The following is an 18418-nucleotide window of genomic DNA, read 5'->3' as shown; positions in this document are numbered from 1 at the left end:
AATTAACACTTAGTCATTTAATTAGAATGTAACATTGCAGCCAAGCGTATAAACAGCAGAAACAGGATAAGCATTGAAATTTACATTTGGGGAAAGCGAACGATTGCCCTGTTGCCCATCTATACCAACTTCGGGATTCCCCCCTTTATAACCAGTTATCAGAATGGCATTCTGCGCACTAAAATAAACCCTAAAGTTTTTGCTGAACTTTGTTTTAAAGTTGTAACCAAAATCTATGTTCTTTACGGTTAAATACGAATTATTTTCGACCCAATATGATGGATAATAATCACGTGCCAGGTTTGTGTTTGAAGTTGTTGTTGGCAATAATCCTGCACCCGGCTGCTCGGGCGAACGCCAGCGCTGTATTACAGATTGCTCCACATTAAAAATACCATCAAGATTGGTTGTAAACTGCTTGTACATATTAAACACATGACCGCCTACAGAACCGGCTGTAATGATATTCAAATCGAAGCTTTTGTAATTAAAGTGGTTGTTAAACCCAAATGTGAACTTTGCCCATGGATTACCTATAGTGGTTTGATCTTTTCCATCAATCATGCCATCGCCATTAACATCTTTGTATCTTACATTGCCAACCTGCTCTCCGTCAAAATGGGGATATTTATCAAGTTCGGCCTGATTTTGGAATATGCCTTCAAAAATATAACCATAAAACTGGCCCAATGGCAAGCCTGCTTTAGTTATACTAGTTGGATTGTCATTTGCAGGAGCATCGTATATAACAGGTGTGGGTCCTAAGCTGATCACCTTATTACGGTTAAAGGACATATTAAGATCTGTGGACCAGTTAAAGCCTCTGCCAATTATGTTTTTTGTAGTTAAGGTAAATTCCCATCCCCTGTTACGTACATTACCCACATTGGATAAAGCATAGCCGTAACCGGATACTATGGGCACAGGAATGTATTGCAGCATTCTTTGCGTATAACGGTTATAAAATTCGGCAATTAAGTAAATGCGGCCTTTAAGCAATGAAATATCCATACCTATATCAAGCTGTTTTGTAGTTTCCCAGCCCAACTCCGTATTTCCCAATCCGTTTAAGGCAGCACCCGGCGCCAGGCTGCCATTAAATGTATAGTTACTTTGGTCAATAGCCGATATATAATCATAATTACCAACGTTGTTGTTACCCGCAAGGCCATAACTACCTGTAAATTTTACCTGCTCAATAAAGTCTGCTTTAGGAAAAAATGATTCGTCGGAAATACGCCATCCGGCTGATACGGAAGGAAATGTACCCCACCTGTGATCTGGCGCAAACCTGGAAGAACCATCCCTGCGGATTGACGCGCTTAATAAATATTTATCTTTATAGGCATAGTTTATCCTTCCTATCAAGGATAACAATCTCCACTCTTCATCATTAGCACTGGCTGTAACTATCGTTGCCTTATCTACCGACTGGATAGCATCATCTGCAAAACCGGTACCATAAGTTAGGCGGTTATGAGATGTTTCCTGTTGTATAGAATAATCGGCAAATGCTGTTAGGGTGTGGTTGCCGAAGGTTTTTTTATAGTTAATACTGTTTTCGTTAAGCCAGTTAAATGAACTTGAAGAATTAAAAGACCCTGCAGCCTTTACCTGCTGCCCATTCTTATTAGGTATACGAAAACCACCCAGGTATGATGGCCTAAAATAATCGCCGGTACTGTTTTGATAATCAATACCAAAGGTTGATCTAATGTCCAATCCCTCAATTAACTGCCAGTTTACAAAAGTATTTGCAAGCGTACGAAACTGGGTATATTTATTAGTTGTATTTACTAACTGACTTACCGGGTTGGCATTTTCTGCCGTGCCCGCCACGAACTCATTGCCGGGCGAACCTACAACGTTTGTATATGAGCCATCCGGCTGTTTTACAGGTGTAAGTGGGCTTTCCAGGTAAGCCTGGCTTAATACACCCTGGTCAAAATGCCCATCTGTTTGTTGCAAATTTCTTAAGCTGTAAGTAGGCGCTATGCTAAGTCCGGCGGTTACATTTTTTGCCACATCGGCATCCATATTGGCCTTTAACGAATATCTTTTAAACCCTGTGTTTAATACAGTTCCCCGTTGGTCAAAAAAGCCAAGTGAAAATAATGATCTCACTTTTTCGTTACCATTGGCCACTGTAACGTCATAATTTTGCATTGGTGCCGCACGTGTTACAGCGTCAAACCAATCAGTACCTTTACCTAATGATTTTGGATTCCTGAAAGCTTTAGGTACCTGGCTTGCATTAAAAGGAGTACCCGATGCCGCATCGGCATCCTGCAAGGCTTCAATTCGCCATTGCGCATATTGTTCGGCAGTCATCATTTTTAGCTTGCTTCGCGACAGTATAGTTTGAATACCGGTCGAAGTGTTTACTGTAACACTCGATTCGCCTTTTTTGGCCCTTTTAGTAGTGATGAGAATAACGCCGTTTGCACCACGAGACCCATATATTGCTGTAGATGCGGCATCTTTAAGCACACTAATATTTTCTATATCATCAGGATTAATTGTACTAATCGGATTTGAATATTGATCAAATCCCGGAGAAATAGGAAATCCATCAACAACATAGAGCGGATCATCACCCGCACCTATAGAACCGGCACCGCGGATGTTAACAGAAACGCCACCACCCGGGGTACCTGTTACCTGGTTTACGGTAACACCTGCCAACTGACCGGCAAGCTTCAGATCAACACTTGCAGCCTTTATCTCTTTTATGTTAGCCATTTTAACGGTACCAACTGCACCGGTAACATCTTTTCTTTCCTGGCTACCATAACCAATAACCACAACCTCGCTCATTTGCTGGTTATCTTCCTCGAGCGATACATTAATTACAGTTCTTTTGCTAACCGGTTCTTCCCTGGTTTTGAAGCCCACAAACCTAAAAACCAACACCGCGTTATCATCAACCTGGATGCTGTATTTACCATCGACGCCGCTTATTACACCGGTATTTGTTCCTTTGACGACAATGCTTACACCCGGCAAAGGCTGTTTGGCATTATCAAGTACCTGCCCGGCAACAATTATCTTTTCCGGTACAACCACCTGTTCGTACTTTTTATTTACAATAATGGTTTTGTTATCAATAATATAGGTAAAAGGCTCGTCTTTAAAACACTCGCGCAGCGCTTCATCAAGTGTGGCATTTTTTAACGCCAGGGTAACAGGTTTGGCCTGCTTAATTTCCTTGTATTTGTAGAAAAAGTAAAAGCCGCTTTGCTTTTCAATAGCGGTAAATACTTTATCAATAGCGGTATTGGTTGTGCTTAACGTTATGGTTTGCGAATAACTTTTGGCGCTAAGCTGTAAACAGCCAATCAAAATCAGGATAACCGTTAACTTCATGGTCAAAAACAGTTTGGAGGTTGGTGTACCGGGGACAGAAAATACTTTACCCCTAAAGTTTAATTGCATAACTTCGTTGCGGTTTGGGTTAATGTGTCTGTGAAGAAAACTCAGGAAAAACCTGGCCCATACATTTAAGCCGGGAGTATTGCAGTACTCCCGGCATTTTTTTAGGCAAGGTAGGTGTAGGGTGTTAGTAGATAAGTCTGTTTTTTTTCATAGGTAGATTGTTTAACTCAAGGTAATGGTTATTAATTGATATGGTTAAGGTGATACTATTATCTTTTTGTCTTCAACTTTAAAATGGACATGGCTAAGCTCCAGTATGTGCAACACTTGCGACAGTTTTACATTCCGCTCAATTTTTCCAACAAACTCATCATCGGGTATTTTGCCTGTATAAATTACCTCGATATCGTACCAGCGCGAAAGCTGTTTCATGATATCCTGAATACCGGAGCGGTTAAATTCAAAAATGCCATTTTTCCAGGCCACGAATTCTTCGGAATCAACATCAATAACCTGTATATTGCTGCCTTTAATTATACCCTGCTGACCTGGTTTTAACAAATTGCTGGCCGCGCCACTGGTTAATTGTACAGAACCTTCCAGCAAGGTAGTCCTGATGGCGTCCTCATCGCTATAGGCGTTAATATTAAAGTGGGTACCTAAAACTTTTACGTTAAGGGTATTAACATTTACTTTAAAAGGCCTGGATGGGTTTTTGGTAACCTCGAAGTAAGCTTCGCCGCTTAGTTCAACATTACGCTCATTACCTGCAAAAGCGGTTGGGAATTTAATAGATGAAGCTGCGTTGAGCCAAACATTAGTCCCATCGGGTAATATCACCTGGTATTGGCCGCCACGTGGTGTACTGATTGTGTTATAGGCCACAGGCTCATCAATCGATGAATTCTTTTCACCGTCAGCCACATAAATAAGCTGCCCATCTTTTGTCTTTTTTATACTGATGTTACCTTTTTGGGCAAGGGTGCCGATTCTTGCGGAATCGAGCACCACTTTCTCGCCGTTGTCTAAGGTTAGGATTGCTCTATTTTTACCCGGATCAACATCGTGCTTAACAGCGGTGTTATTTTGTGCTGTCAGGGGACTCTTAACAGCGTGTTGAAAGCTGTAATAAATCCCGGCACTTATAAACAGGAGCGCTATGGCAGCGGCAATATTCCGATAGGCAAAAAGCCGGAATACTTTTGGTTGATCTTGTTTTTTTGATTGCTGAACAGCACTTTTCAAACGCTGCAGCATTTTATCTTCCAGTTGTTGCTTTACGCCGAGTACCCGCTCATCCCAATCTTCGTTGGTTTGGAAGCTATCGAATAAGTCCATTAACAGTTGCACCTCATCATCGGTAGCCTGCCCGTTGAGGTATTTATCAATCAATTGTTGGAATTCGTGCTTTTGCAAAACCTGGCTTTTTATAAGGAGAGTATAAAAACGGGGGTATCCCCTACGCAGAGAGAAAAAATTATTTATAATTTGTAAATATCTCAACTAATGAGACAAATGTGTTTCATTTGATTTCATTATTCATAATTTTAACACGTATATTTTTTTGAAAGGCACGTATCATGACGACAAAACTGACATTGACCGTAGAAGAAAGCACTATAAAAAAGGCAAAGTCTTACGCTAAAAATACAGGAAGAAGCTTGTCTGAGTTAATTGGAAATTACCTTGAAACTCTTACAGAAGATAACCAAAACAAAAACCAGCTTTCTCCCAAATTAAAAAAAATAGTGGGGTCTGTAAAGCTTCCCATGGATTTCGATGAAAAGACAACATTAAGTGCTTATTTTGAAAAAAGCACTTATGAAGACCGTATTTGTAGACACAAATATCCAGATAGATCTACTGGCAGAAAGGCCTCCCTTTAGTAAATTCGCTATTGAGTATTTGATCTCGCTGAAAACAATAAAGTTAAACTGTATACTTCATCACATTCATTTGCAACTACGCATTACTTATTGAAGAAATACGTTGAAGAAGCTGCATTGCGGAAAATTTTACTCTCCTTATTGGATTTTATAGACCTCATTCCTATTGATCTATCCATTGTCAAAAAAAGCCTTTTATCAAAACATAAAGATTTTGAAGATGCCATCCAGATATTTGCAGCTAATTCTATTGATAACATAGATTTTATAGTAACAAGGAATCTAAAGGACTTTAAAAATGCCGGAATTGCAGTGCTTCCTCCTGACGAATTGCTAAATCATTTATAACTTTCACCCCAACAACATAAACACATCTAAAACAAAAAGAAACTTCCCAGCGAAGTACGCAATTGCTTTAAGGCTTTAGTCAGATGGTTCTCTACAGTTTTGGTTGAGATATTAAGCTGGGAGGCTATTTGTTTATGGCTTAAATGTTCTTCGCGACTAAGCCGGTAAACCTCGCGGCACTTTTCGGGCAGGGTGTTTACTGCCGAGTTTAGCTGCAATATCAGTTCTTTATATTCTATATCCTCCTGCCCGGCAGGCGTTTGCAACCTATTGGCAAGCATATCAAAAACATCGCTCGTTATAGCCCCCGAACGGATCTGCCGGTAAACCTCATACCTGGTAGAAGCGTATAGATACGCCTTTAACGATACCGTTATCCGGATACTTTCCCGGCTATTCCAAAGCTTTATAAAAAGCTCCTGGATAATATCCTCGCAGGCATGGTTATCCTTTAAAACATTATAAGCTGATAGGTACAGTTGCTGCCAGTATTTTTTGTAGATAGCCGTCAACGCGCTTTCATCGCCCGATTTTAATCGATCAATCAGTTGTACATCGCTTATAATTATTTTATCGGTCATCCTAAAACTTCGATAAATTTAATAAAAATTTGAATATTGATTATTGAAATAATAATTAGCCATAAATTCATTTTTCAACCCTTCAAATTCTCAAAACTAACCCATTCTTTATAGGTTTTAACTTTCTGCTACGCGAAAAATAGGTATCGCCCAAAGCCAGGTGGTGTATCATTTGGCATCATGAAAAATGATACCCATGCTGCACCGTTGGCCATCCGTTACTTCACCGATGCCATGCTTCATATTAACCCTATGATACCCTTTACTCCCCTTTGCAGGCCGGTAACTGGTGGTAAACAGTACCATATCGCCTTTGGCCGGTTTTAACACCATCGCTCTTGATTGCTCCCTGGGCTTTTGCTCCAGCAAAATAAATTCGCCCCCTTCATAATCAACACCCGGCTCGTCCAAAACAAATACCGACTGGATGGGGAAAAACACTTCGCCATAAAGGTCCTGGTGCATGGCGTTGTAGCCACCTTTCACATATTTTAATATCAGTGGCGTTGGGCGCAGTTGTTGGTGCTCATGACAATGTTGCAATAGTTCATCCAATGTACCGGCGAAACGCAGCTCCTTATTCAATAACGCCATCCAGTTATTAGCTATTGGCGATAAATGAGGATAAACACTTTCGCGCAATTGCTGAATGATTGCAGGCAGCGGGTACGTAAAATATTTATACTCTCCCCGCCCATAATGGTGCCGCTCCATAACTACCGTTTTGCGGTACAGATTTTCATTAGCATATTGGGCTACCAGGTTGTTGCATTCATCCACAGTTAAAACATTTTTAACTAATGCATACCCTTTAGTATCCATTTCGGCTTTAATATCTGCCCAGTTTAAACCGTTAATTCTTCCTTTAATTTCCATAGCCATTTATATTGATACCGGGTTATTAACCATTGCAGCCTCCCAGCCTATCATGGCCGATTTACGGGTTGATCCCCAATGATAATGCCCCGATTCTCCTGTCGACCGGATAACCCTGTGACAAGGGATCAAAAACGCCACCGGGTTGGCGCCAACTGCACTACCCACCGCCCTGCCGGCATTGGGCAGGTGTATATTTTGCGAAATATCCCCATAACTGCACAGGCCACCCATCGGTATTTTTAGTAATGCTTCCCATACTTTTAGCTGGAAGCTGCTCCCCTTTAAGTGTAATTTAATAGCCGGTAATTGCGACCAATCTTTTTTAAAGATATGCAAAGCATCCTGCTGGGCCAGATCAAGCACCTGGGTGTAAGCGGCATTGGGAAAATGCAGTTTCAACTGTTCAAGCGCATCCGCATGGTCATCGGCAAAAGCCATATAACAAATTCCTTTAGCGGTTGATGCTACAATGATATTACCAAACGGACTTTCGGCAAAGCTGTAATTGATACTCAATTCTTTACCCCCGTTCTTGTATTCGGCCGGTGTCATACCCTCAATATTGATAAACAGATCATGCAACCGACCAGTGCCCGAAAGTCCGGTTTCATAAGCGGTATCGAATAAAGTAGCCTGCTTATCTTTCAATATTCCCTTGGCATATTCCAAACTCAGGTATTGCAAAAACTTCTTGGGACTGATGCCTACCCAATCGGTAAATAAACGTTGAAAATGGAAGGGGCTCAGGTTCACCTTTTCGGCAACTTCATCCAAATTTGGTTGGGTTTTAAAGTTGAGCTTTATGTAGTTTATCGCCCCGGCAATACGCTCATAATTGATATTTTCTTGTGTGTTCATAATGTTATTTATTATTTACAAACAAATGTAGGTCGATAAAGAACGCCATAAAACCCGGAACTTGCTGACATTGATTTCGCCTGAACCGGATTTTTCACCCATTGCCTGTTTTTTAATGATGTGCCTGCATAATGCTCCCTTTTGCTTTCTTCCTATCTGTTATTCTCCAAAAATGCCACCGTCAAAGCCCATGCTTCTTTGGATGCGGCTTCGTTATAGCTTGAGCGCTCATCACAATTAAAACCATGATCGGCGTACGATATTTTTACGTTGATGTAATCCTTCTCCGCAGCTTCAATCGCGTTGATAGTGGTATTGATATTTTCAGTTTTGATGTGCGCATCTTTACCTCCCCAAAAAAACAAGTGCTTGCCATGCAGATTGGCAGCCGTGTGGGCAACTTTATCCAAACCGCCTCCATAATAAGATACCGCCGCTTTTAATGGCAATAACGCGTTGGCAATAAAGGCTACCCTGCCGCCCATACAATAACCTATGGCGTAAACAGCATTAATATCCACGTTGGTTTGTGTGCTTAGCCATGCCCATGTTGCTTCAAGATCGGCCTCAAAACCTTCATTGCTTAGTTTGGAGGTGTGCGGGGTTACCGAATTAAAATCAGCATAATCGCCTGCAAAACCTTTTGGGGCAGTGCGGTGAAAAAGTTCGGGGGCAATGGCAATATAACCTTCAGCTGCAAATTTATCGGCAACGCTGCGGATGTGATGATTAACGCCAAAGGCCTCCTGTAATACAATAATGGCTGGCGTACCTGGTTTCACATCTGCAGGGAATGCCGTATAGGCTGCCATGTTGCTGCCATCCGCAATATTTAGTTCGATATAATTTTCATTATCCATAGTTTATGACAGTTTTAGTTCAAAGTTAAAAAACAATGACAGATAGTTGAAGGGCAAAAGGTTAACGGTAGGGGGTCTTTTTATTTGCGGCTTTAGTATTTATAGCGCTAATTTATCGCCCATCACCTCCTTCAATAATTTACAAAACAGTGAGGTGCTAACCGATGTTACTTACCATATTTGTACCAAACAAAAAAATATGGCTCATCTGTTTTCGCCTCTTAAAATAAAAAATATCGAACTTAAAAACCGCATCGTGGTATCGCCTATGTGCGAGTACTCCAGCGAAGACGGCTTTGCTAACGACTGGCATTTTGTACACCTGGGCAGCCGTGCTGTTGGCGGCGCTGCTTTAGTTATTACCGAAGCCGCAGCGGTATCGCCCGAGGGCCGCATTTCTTCTGCCGATCTGGGAATCTACAAGGATGAACATATTGAAAAACTAAAACAGATCACCGGTTTTATACATGCTCATGGCGCTTATGCCGGCATACAGCTTGCGCATGCGGGTAGGAAGGCCAGTCACCAGCAACCATGGCTGGGAGGAAAACAAATCCCCTCTGATCAACCAAACGGCTGGAAATCTTACGCGCCAAGCCCAGTAGCTTTTATCGAAAATGAAGAAGCCCCGCTTGAATTAGATAAAGCAGGAATTGAAAAAATAAAGGCCGATTTTAAGGCAGCCTCAGCAAGGGCGGTAAAAGCCGGTTTTGATGTGATAGAGCTGCATGGCGCACATGGTTATTTGCTGCATGAATTTCTTTCACCCGCAAGTAATAAGCGTACTGATGAATATGGTGGTTCGTTCCCGAACCGCATCCGCTTTTTGTTAGAAGTTATTGAAAGTGTGCAGGAAGCATGGCCAAAAGAAAACCCGCTTTTTGTACGCCTTTCGGCAACAGAATGGATCGAAACTGCCTGGACCGCGGGCGACTCGGTAGCACTGGCTAAAATATTAAAGGATAAAGGTGTTGACCTGATAGACTGCTCAACCGGCGGAAACATTGCAGGCGTTAAGATAGCGTTAAAACCAGGTTACCAGGTTGAATTTGCAGAGAAAATTAAAAAAGAAAGTGGTATACTTACCGGTGCAGTAGGTTTAATAACTAAAGCACACCAGGCCGATGAAATTATACAGGAAGGCGAAGCCGACCTTATATTTTTGGCCCGCGAAATGCTGCGCGACCCGCATTTTCCGCTGCGTGCAGCGCATGAACTTGGGCACGAAGTAAAATGGCCGGTTCAATATGAACGAGCAAAGTGGTCGTGAGGGGAGCGAGGTCCATAGTCGATGGTCAATAGTCCATGGGGTATGGGATCCAATTATTATTAAAGCACCAAAAATAAACCTATGGATCATCTACTATGGTCTATGGACTAAACAAAAACCATAAACAATAAAAACTACAAACTATGAAACGTACAGCAAACGCCCATTGGAATGGCACTTTACAGGCCGGCAGCGGAGAAATTACCACGCAAAGCACCGTGCTTAACAAAACACAATACTCGTTTAAAACCCGCTTCGCCGATGGCGTTGGCACCAACCCCGAAGAACTGATTGCTGCTGCGCACGCAGGCTGCTTTACTATGGCTGTTGGCGCTGCCCTGTCACAAGCGGGCTTTACTCCCGGCGACCTGACCACCGATGCTATCCTTGACCTGGATATGCAGGCATTAAGCATCACCGGTATCCACCTGGAATTGAAAGCATCAGCGATTGATGGTGTTGACGAAGCCAAATTTAAAGCCATTGCCGAAGATGCTAAAGCAAATTGCATCATTTCAAAAGCACTTAGCGTACCATTTACTTTGAATGTTACTTACGCGTAAGTAAATATCACTTTACAACCATGTCATTGCCACGCTGCAGTGCTCATGACAAGTTGTAAAATCCCAGACTTACGAAGTTTTAAAAACTTCGTAAGTCTTTCGCCGATTTGTCATCCCCCTTCAGAGGTCCCGGATTTTAGCTCTTATAATTACCTATTTTATTTTAAGCGCCTGTTATTTTTGTATCAACGCCAATAACCCCTGCGGTGTTTCGTAAGTTGAGCCTTTGTAATCCATTGCCTTAACACCTACACAAACAGTATCAATGGCATTATTGGCATGGGTGATATAAATTTTACCCCTCACATCGGGCTGAGTGCCTTCGCCTGCCAGTTTCATACCGCTTAACAGTTGCATCACGCTATCTATACCCGGTGTTTTTGTAAAATTTTTAACTCTCCCTTCCGGGAAATAAAAATCAAACTTATCGCAGGTAATCCTGAACTGGGTTTCGCGCCCCAGTTCCGTAAATTTAAATTGAATGCTTTTAACATCCTCGGCAGGGTTGGTTTTTGGCTTGCAGGCTGACAAGGCAAAAACCACAAGAAGGATTATTACGATGCTTAATTTTTTCATAATATATTGATCTGTAAATTACTTAGGTTGGCTGGTATGCTCCGGTTTTTTGAAAAACATTCGCTTTTAATTATTAAGTATAGGACCATCAATCGATAGAAATTTCATTTGAAAGTAATTGATGATATTTGATTAGGGATTAGTTCGAAAGGCACTTTTCGTAATTCCCATACAATTAAATTCCTTACTTACAAAACCTATTCATTAAACCGGTTGCGGCGCTGTAATCCAAATCCTCGGCCTTTCCCATAGCCTCACATGCCTGCTCTTTATTTCCTAATAACAATTGGCATAGTGCTATTTTATAATATACCTCGCCCGTTTTATAACTATCCAATGCTTTACCATAATTAAAAACTGCAACGGCGAAATCCCCTTGTCGCATTGATGTATTACCAAGTTCCAGATACCTTGAAAAAATTGGGTATTTTCCACTCGGAATATATTTAAACTCGTCCTTCATCTGCACGGCAACATTTTTTCCATTATAGATTGCCGGTATCCAATTGTGTTTAAGCTTATTAAATGTTTTAATATATTGTTTATTAAACTCCTCGCCAAGGCCTTCCACAATATGCAGACTATCCGCCCCGCCCATGTTGTTAACAATAAATGTAGCCAGGAAATAACTCTTTAATGGATGTTCTGCATGTAGCTTTTCAACATCTTTATTAATTACTTCATGAAAACCTTCATCTCCTTTGTATACAGCATACATTTTTGCACTTGCCTTAAAAATAGTATCTGTTGCTGCAACTGATAAAATATTTTTTGATGTTAAAGGGATAGATTGCTGATAGGAATATTCGGTATTAAAGTAATATCTTACGCAGTCGGGACTATCAAAGCCATCAATACTTTTTTGTAATAATACCAATTCATGGTCGGTTGATTTTTCAATTAAAAATTCGTTCATCACAAAGCCCGCGAAATTTTTGATTTCCAGTACATTGGATAAAATAATGTAAGAATAATTGCTACCATGATCGCTGTAAGACAATGCCATAGTCATCTTATCTTTCTTATAAAAGTCGTACCGCATGTAGCCGTATTTTAGCACGTTATCGTCGGTAAGTTCTTTACCTTCTTTGTCGGTCACTTTAACTTTAACCCACCTGCCATAAAGCTTATTATTTGCCTGCGCAAGCGACGATAAACAAACTGATAGCATCAAAAGCGTAAAAAGATATTTCATGAAATGAATATTGTGATTTGGTTATTTAAAGATAGAACAGAATCGGGAATCAAACGATATAAGTCAAGCGAATATTTTTTTTTACTTTAACACGAATGCCATCAATTCATGCCAATAAAAAAGTTCCCCCTTCAGGGGATTAGGGGGCCCCTACTTCAACACATCCAAAACTCTGAACATCTTCTCCTTTATTCCCCGGCCCGATCCGTTAAAGTTATTCACCATTATAGAGAAGCAAAGCTCTCTCCCGTTATGGGTTTGATAACCGGCGTAGCAGAGCACATTGTTGATGCTCCCGCTTTTCATTTTCATGTTGTTGTAAACGGGCAGGCTCTCATACAAATCGGCAAACCAGCTTTCTTTTTTGGCCGATTGCAGAATTTTGGCGAGCGTGCCGGTAGTTACCCGGTCGCCGGGTGAAAGACCGCTACCATCGTAGGTATTGATGCTGTTCGGATCGATACCCCTTGCCTTCCAGAATTTTTGGACCTCATCTACACCGTTTAATGTGGTGGGCTTTCTGCCCTGTTTCCAGGCTATGGTTTTAAGCAGTTGCTCGGCATACAGGTTTACGCTTTTTTGGTTGAGCCAGTAAATGATCCTGCTCAAGGGTGGCGACAGAATAGTTGTAAGGTTTTTTGAAATCAAGGGCGCCTGTAACCCTTTCGCCGTTAGTGTGGTAACAGATTCGGGATCGCTGCCTACAGTGATTCCCAGTTTTTTCAGTGTATCCGCCAAACGCAGGGCGGCATCATAGGCACCATCAGGCAAAGCAGCAGAAATACTTTTTTTCTCCTGGTCGATGGCGTAGCTGCCGCGCAGGTACATCACTTTACCGCCTACGGGTAAAAAGGCGTACGCATTATCGCCACTGCCCGATGAACCGTTCACCAGTTCGCTTTTAAAAGTAAGGTACGGAATGTTGGGTACAGTATGCGCGATGCCAACCGGGTTACCCACCGCACCAGTGCGCAATTTAATATCAAACTGGTTTTCGCGCCAGCAAAGGCCCGATGTTCCGGCGCCGTAATAGTTGCCTATATCCTGCCAGATCCAGCCTTCGGGAATAGATTGTGTGCCGAAGATGCTGTCATCGCCAATAATTCTCCCGTTTATTTTTTTAATGCCAGCGGTTTTCAGGGCGTCGGTCATCAGGGCCAGTACATGAGCCTCTTTGGTTTGCTCGTATCGCCAGCTACCCAGGGTTGGGTCGCCCGCACCTTTGATGATGATGTCGCCGTTAAGGGTTCCATCGGCGGTAATTCCGCCGCTGTAGCCCAGCTGCGTTTGGTACCTGAAATCGGCGCCCAAAACATTAAAAGCGGTAATGGCGGTAATAGTTTTAAGGGTTGATGCCGTAGCCAAACCCATGTTGGGGTTAGCGGCAAACACCTGCTCGCCGGTTTTAGCATCAAGCACAGTTAATGACAGCGATGCATAAGTACACTGACTATCGGCCTGTAACCTGCTAAAAGCTGCTGATATTTTTTGCTGCAGGTCCTGGGCGTAAACGTGCCCGCTTAAAATAAATAAACTAACTATTAATAACCGCTTCATCCTGCTTTTTAACGTTCCCTTTAGTGACATAATATATCGGGATACCTATCAATACGATAATTAAGCCCGGCCAGGTAAATTGTGGTTTATAAAGGATCAGCAAAATACAAAACGCGATGCCCATCACAACATATATCGCAGGTAACACCGGGTAACCAAAGGCTTTATACGGACGCTCGGCATTAGGGTGTTTAGCTCTTAAAATATAGATACCAATAATGGTAAGCACATAAAATATTACCACCACGAAAGAGATCATATCCAACAGATCGCCATACCTGCCGCTTAAGCAAAGTACCGAAGCTACCAAAGCCTGTATCCATAAACCAAACTCGGGCACTGATGCTTTATTTAGTTCGCCGGTTTTTTTGAAAAACAGGCCATCTTTTGCCATGGTATAATAAACCCTTGCGCCTGCCATAATCAACCCGTTGTTACAGCCAAAAGTTGATATCATGATCATTATAGCGATGATAACTGTTCCTGTATTGCCAAAAATAACCTGTGATGCTGCTACGGCAACACGGTCTTTAGGCGCGGTAGCTATTTCATGCAATGGTAAAACACCGGTATAAACCACGTTGGCTGCAACATAAATAATGGTAACTATCATAGTACCAAAAAACAGGCTTAATGCTACATCCCGTTTGGGGTTACGCATCTCGCCAGCTATAAAAGTTACATTATTCCAGGAATCACTGCTGAATATAGAACCCACCATCGAAGCTGCTATCGCACCAAGCCCTGCTGCCAGGGTTACGCTTGTAAAGCTGCCATCGGTGTTTAATTTGTGCAGGTTCCAGGCATCGCTCCAGTTGGCATGCCATATTTCGGGTTTTAAAGCCACAAAACCAAAAATGATAAGCCCGAATAAACTTAACAACTTGGTTAAAGTGAAGGTAGTTTGTATCAGTTTACCGCTTTTTACCCCGCGGGTGTTAATAAAGGTAAGTAATACTATTACACCTATAGACACCAACTGAGCCGCGCTGATCTTGACAAAACCCTGTTGAAAAAGTATATTGTCCTCACTCACAGCAGGGATTAGATATGCCGTAAACTTGGAGAATGCCACCCCAACCGCCGCGATAGTGCCGGTTTGGATCACCGCGAAAAAGCTCCACCCATATAAAAAGGCGATGAGTTTGTTGTAGGCTTCTTTTAAATATACATACTGCCCGCCTGCTTTTGGATACATGCCGCTTAGCTCGCCATAACTTAAGGCAGCAGTTAAAGTCATGAAACCGGTTATCAACCAAATGGCTATCAGCCAACCTGCCGAGCCAACATTACGTACAATATCAGCAGCAACTATAAATATACCTGAGCCTATCATGGAGCCTGCTACCAGCATGGTGCCGTCGAGCAGGCCAAGTTCATGTTTCATTTTGGGTTGTCCGGGATCTTTTGCCATAAATTATAAAAGGGTTTAAAGTCCTAAACTATTCAAAAAACTTTAATATTGACAGGCTATTTTAAAGAAAATAAAATTACTATTTTGCAAGCACCAATTACACCTGCAATACTATACACCAAAACATTAGTACTTTATAAACCAAATTTGCTACTATGGATTTTTTGAACGCTTACTTAATTTATTTAATTCCGGTTTTCGGGCTTACCGGCATTGCCGCAATGGCCATTAAAGCAGCATGGGTTACCAAACAGGATGCCGGCGACGGCGATATGGTAAAGCTATCCGGCTACATTGCCGATGGGGCGATGGCCTTTTTACGTGCCGAGTGGAAGGTGCTCGGTGGCTTTGTTTTTATTGCAGGTATTCTGCTGGCCTGGAGCGGCACTACCGTAGCTACATCAAGCCCGGTTATTGCCGTGTCATTTGTAGTAGGTGCATTTTTATCGGCCTTTGCCGGTTACCTGGGTATGCGTATTGCAACCAAAGCAAATGTGCGCACTACACAAGCCGCACGTACCAGCCTTGCACAGGCTTTAAAAGTATCGTTTACCGGCGGTACTGTAATGGGTTTGGGTGTTGCCGGCCTGGCCATTATTGGCTTAGGTTCCCTGTTCATTGTTTTTTACACGGTTTATGTTAAAAACACAGGAGGCACCGTAAATGGTGAGGCCATGGCAAAGGCATTGGATGTTTTAGCCGGATTTTCGTTAGGCTCCGAATCCATCGCCCTGTTTGCCCGTGTGGGCGGCGGTATTTATACCAAGGCTGCCGATGTAGGTGCCGACCTTGTAGGTAAGGTAGAAGCCGGAATCCCCGAGGACGATGTGCGTAACCCCGCCACCATCGCCGATAACGTTGGTGATAACGTAGGTGACGTAGCCGGGATGGGCGCCGATTTATTTGGATCGTACGTGGCAACTATGCTTGCCACCATGGTGCTGGGCCGCGAAATGGTTGGACACGACGGAAACGCATTAGCAGATAATTTCGGAGGTATTGGCCCTATTTTATTGCCGATGGTGATCGCCGGCATAGGCTTAATATTCTCTATCATTGGAGCATCGTTTGTAAAAATTAAAAACGAAAACGACAGCGTACAGAAGGCATTGAACATAGGTAACTGGATGTCAATTGTATTAACCGCAGTTGCCACCTATTTTGTAGTACAATGGATGCTGCCTGCAGGTGAGTTCCGTATGGTACGTGATATTGATGCAGCCGGTACATTAAAAGGCGGAGCAATGGAATTTACCAAAAATGGCGTCTTTCTGTCGATAGCGGTGGGCCTGATAGTGGGTACACTAATGTCGATTATAACAGAATACTATACCGCCATGGGTAAACGCCCGGTGCTGAGCATTATCCGCCAGTCGTCAACCGGGCATGCTACCAATATTATTGGCGGCTTAGCTGTGGGTATGGAATCAACCGTGTTGCCTATCCTGGTTTTAGCTTCGGGCATTTATGGATCATACCATTTTGCAGGGTTATACGGGGTTGCTATCGCCGCTGCCGGTATGATGGCTACTACGGCTATGCAATTGGCAATTGATGCCTTTGGCCCTATTGCTGATAACGCCGGTGGTATTGCCGAAATGAGCCGCCTGCCCGAGGAAGTACGCCACCGTACAGACAATTTAGATGCCGTAGGTAACACTACCGCCGCTACAGGCAAAGGTTTTGCCATTGCATCTGCCGCGTTAACCTCGCTGGCCCTGTTCGCCGCCTTTGTGGGTGTTGCAGGCATCGAGCATATTGATATTTACAAGGCCGATGTTTTGGCCGGCTTGTTTGTGGGCGGCATGATCCCGTTCATCTTCTCGGCATTGTGTATCTCGGCAGTAGGTCGTGCAGCTATGGCGATGGTAGAAGAAGTAAGGCGCCAGTTCCGCGAGATCCCGGGCATTATGGAATACACGGCCAAGCCCGAGTACGAAAAATGCGTGGCTATATCAACCAAAGCCTCTATCCGCGAGATGGTTGCGCCGGGATTGATCGCGCTCATCACACCTATCATTATCGGTTTCTCTTTCGGTCCCGAAGTATTGGGCGGCTTATTGGCCGGTGTTACCGTATCCGGTGTGCTGATGGGGATCTTCCAGAGCAATGCCGGCGGTGCATGGGATAACGCTAAAAAATCATTCGAAAAGGGTTGTATGATCAATGGCGAAATGCACTACAAAAAATCAGAACCACATAAAGCATCAGTAACGGGTGATACCGTGGGCGATCCGTTTAAGGATACCTCGGGCCCATCAATGAATATTTTGATCAAACTGATGTCTATCGTTTCGCTGGTTATTGCACCGCATTTGAATGCAAACCATGTTGCGCCAACTGCTATGAAACAGGAGGTTAAAAAACAGGTTGTTGTACAGGCTTATACTTCGCCTGTAATTAGAGTGGATAAAAAAGGATAATATCGTTTTCAATATATGAAAAGCCACCTGGTGAGGGTGGCTTTTTTTATAAGTGTTCCGTTTGAGGGCAATGGAACACCCCGAACGCTTTGGAACGCATTATAGCTGATTATCAACAACTTAAGCTTTTTAAAAATCAACAAAGACCGGAACACTTATCAAACTGATAATCAACATTATAAGCCAAAAAATTAACTCCTGATTAAAATCAAGCTGCCGATCTGCACTCCAATATCCGAAATTTATCTCGCGCAAAGACGCAAGGACGCTAAGTGATTTGCTTTTTTTTCTTTGCGTCTTGGCGTCTTTGCGTGAAAAACTTCTCCATTTAAATCCGTTCAAAACCTATGCATTAAATACACAGTAATCCTGCTTTCTTTGTTGATTAATTTCTATATAGTGTCCCTATCTTCATTATAAGTACACTTATTTTAAGAAAAATCAATTTATATCGTGATATATTAATTAGAAACTTATCATCCGCCTATCTCTCAAATCCGGCAAACTTTGGCCTCAATTTAGCAAGCACAAAAGTCATAAATCAAAAACCAGCAGTTTAATGGCATTTAAAAAATTGGAAAAACAGTAATGACGCGTTGATTTTAGAACCCAACAACCATGTACGAGCGTAGC

General features: G+C 42.6%; 15 protein-coding genes. 5 read left to right on the top strand and 10 right to left on the bottom strand.

From position 1 onward, the window contains the following. Positions 1–21 precede the first annotated feature (21 nt). Together AC1DO4_RS01315 and AC1DO4_RS01310 are read right to left on the bottom strand one after the other, a co-directional pair. Entirely contained in the window at positions 22–3435 is a 3414-nt protein-coding gene (locus AC1DO4_RS01315; protein ID WP_477412225.1) for a TonB-dependent receptor, read from the bottom strand. Between the two features lie 195 nt (positions 3436–3630). Next, a complete protein-coding gene (locus tag AC1DO4_RS01310) occupies positions 3631–4791 on the bottom strand; it encodes a FecR family protein (protein ID WP_477412223.1) in 1161 nt (386 codons plus the stop codon). Positions 4792–4955: 164 nt separating this feature from the next. On the opposite strand from AC1DO4_RS01310, the gene AC1DO4_RS01305 reads away from it, so the two are divergent. Both AC1DO4_RS01305 and AC1DO4_RS01300 read left to right on the top strand, forming a co-directional pair. Further along, the gene (locus AC1DO4_RS01305) at positions 4956–5261 is read left to right on the top strand and encodes a DUF6364 family protein (protein ID WP_477412221.1); all 306 of its coding nucleotides are present in this window, start codon (positions 4956–4958) and stop codon (positions 5259–5261) included. 48 nt (positions 5262–5309) lie between these two features. After that, the gene (locus AC1DO4_RS01300; RefSeq protein WP_477412480.1) at positions 5310–5609 is read left to right on the top strand and encodes a type II toxin-antitoxin system VapC family toxin; all 300 of its coding nucleotides are present in this window, start codon (positions 5310–5312) and stop codon (positions 5607–5609) included. Positions 5610–5635: 26 nt separating this feature from the next. Here the strand turns inward: AC1DO4_RS01300 and AC1DO4_RS01295 are convergent, their stop codons facing one another. The 4 genes from AC1DO4_RS01295 to AC1DO4_RS01280 all read right to left on the bottom strand — a co-directional run bounded on the left by AC1DO4_RS01295 (position 5636) and on the right by AC1DO4_RS01280 (position 8787). After that, entirely contained in the window at positions 5636–6190 is a 555-nt protein-coding gene (locus AC1DO4_RS01295) for an RNA polymerase sigma factor (RefSeq protein ID WP_477412219.1), read from the bottom strand. Positions 6191–6358: 168 nt separating this feature from the next. Then, positions 6359–7072: a 2OG-Fe(II) oxygenase gene (locus AC1DO4_RS01290; protein WP_477412217.1), complete on the bottom strand. Its 714-nt coding sequence runs from the start codon at positions 7070–7072 to the stop codon at positions 6359–6361. Then, a complete protein-coding gene (locus AC1DO4_RS01285) occupies positions 7073–7927 on the bottom strand; it encodes a bifunctional helix-turn-helix domain-containing protein/methylated-DNA--[protein]-cysteine S-methyltransferase (RefSeq protein ID WP_477412216.1) in 855 nt (284 codons plus the stop codon). A 152-nt stretch (positions 7928–8079) separates the two neighbouring features. Further along, entirely contained in the window at positions 8080–8787 is a 708-nt protein-coding gene (locus AC1DO4_RS01280) for a dienelactone hydrolase family protein (protein WP_477412214.1), read from the bottom strand. A 199-nt stretch (positions 8788–8986) separates the two neighbouring features. Between AC1DO4_RS01280 and namA the strand changes: the two genes are divergently transcribed. Then, a complete protein-coding gene (namA, locus tag AC1DO4_RS01275) occupies positions 8987–10057 on the top strand; it encodes an NADPH dehydrogenase NamA (RefSeq protein ID WP_477412212.1) in 1071 nt (356 codons plus the stop codon). A gap of 143 nt (positions 10058–10200) precedes the next feature. Continuing rightward, positions 10201–10620 carry an OsmC family protein gene (locus tag AC1DO4_RS01270; protein ID WP_477404144.1) on the top strand — a complete coding sequence of 140 codons (420 nt, stop codon included), beginning with the start codon at positions 10201–10203 and terminating at the stop codon, positions 10618–10620. A 174-nt stretch (positions 10621–10794) separates the two neighbouring features. On the opposite strand, the gene AC1DO4_RS01265 is transcribed toward AC1DO4_RS01270, so the two are convergent. From AC1DO4_RS01265 to AC1DO4_RS01250, 4 genes are all read right to left on the bottom strand, one after another. Further along, the gene (locus AC1DO4_RS01265; protein ID WP_477412210.1) at positions 10795–11196 is read right to left on the bottom strand and encodes a hypothetical protein; all 402 of its coding nucleotides are present in this window, start codon (positions 11194–11196) and stop codon (positions 10795–10797) included. A 184-nt stretch (positions 11197–11380) separates the two neighbouring features. Continuing rightward, a complete protein-coding gene (locus AC1DO4_RS01260; RefSeq protein ID WP_477412208.1) occupies positions 11381–12391 on the bottom strand; it encodes a hypothetical protein in 1011 nt (336 codons plus the stop codon). Between the two features lie 150 nt (positions 12392–12541). Then, positions 12542–13948: a D-alanyl-D-alanine carboxypeptidase/D-alanyl-D-alanine endopeptidase gene (dacB, locus tag AC1DO4_RS01255; protein WP_477412206.1), complete on the bottom strand. Its 1407-nt coding sequence runs from the start codon at positions 13946–13948 to the stop codon at positions 12542–12544. Then, the gene (locus AC1DO4_RS01250) at positions 13926–15362 is read right to left on the bottom strand and encodes an APC family permease (protein ID WP_477412204.1); all 1437 of its coding nucleotides are present in this window, start codon (positions 15360–15362) and stop codon (positions 13926–13928) included. Before AC1DO4_RS01250 ends, dacB begins: the two co-directional genes overlap by 23 nt. Before the next feature lie 155 nt (positions 15363–15517). On the opposite strand from AC1DO4_RS01250, the gene AC1DO4_RS01245 reads away from it, so the two are divergent. Beyond that, complete coding sequence (locus tag AC1DO4_RS01245) at positions 15518–17785, top strand: sodium-translocating pyrophosphatase (protein WP_477412202.1); 2268 nt, start codon at positions 15518–15520, stop codon at positions 17783–17785. Positions 17786–18418: the final 633 nt, after the last annotated feature.

It is taken from the genome of Mucilaginibacter sp. P5_A6, assembly GCF_056400585.1.
Note: the sequence above shows the minus strand (reverse complement) of the source record. Positions and strands in the feature narration are given on the sequence as shown.